We start from the raw sequence: 294 nt of genomic DNA on the forward strand, positions 1-294 counted from the left end.
GGCGGCACCCCGGCGCATTGGTATGCGCCAGCTCGTCTACCAGCACAACTTGGGGACGGCGCTTCAGGGCGGCGTCGAGGTCGAATTCGCGCAAAGCGACGTCTCGGTGCTTCACCGATTTCACGGGCAGCACTTCCAGGCCATCGAGCAAGGCAAGGGTGTCGGCACGCGTGTGCGGCTCAACGTAGCCCCCTACCACATCGACGCCCTCATCTTGGACATGATGAGCCTCGGTGAGCATGGCGAAGGTCTTTCCCACGCCGGCGGCGTACCCGAGGAACACTTTGAGCCGGC

General features: G+C 64.3%; 1 pseudogene. It reads right to left on the reverse strand.

Annotation, left to right across the window (positions count from 1 at the left end):
- A pseudogene (locus tag NE591_RS14935) lies at nt 1-294 on the reverse strand (sensor histidine kinase KdpD); the annotation flags it as partial.

Source organism: Adlercreutzia sp. DFI.6.23, assembly GCF_024462535.1.
Classification (GTDB): domain Bacteria; phylum Actinomycetota; class Coriobacteriia; order Coriobacteriales; family Eggerthellaceae; genus Adlercreutzia; species Adlercreutzia rubneri.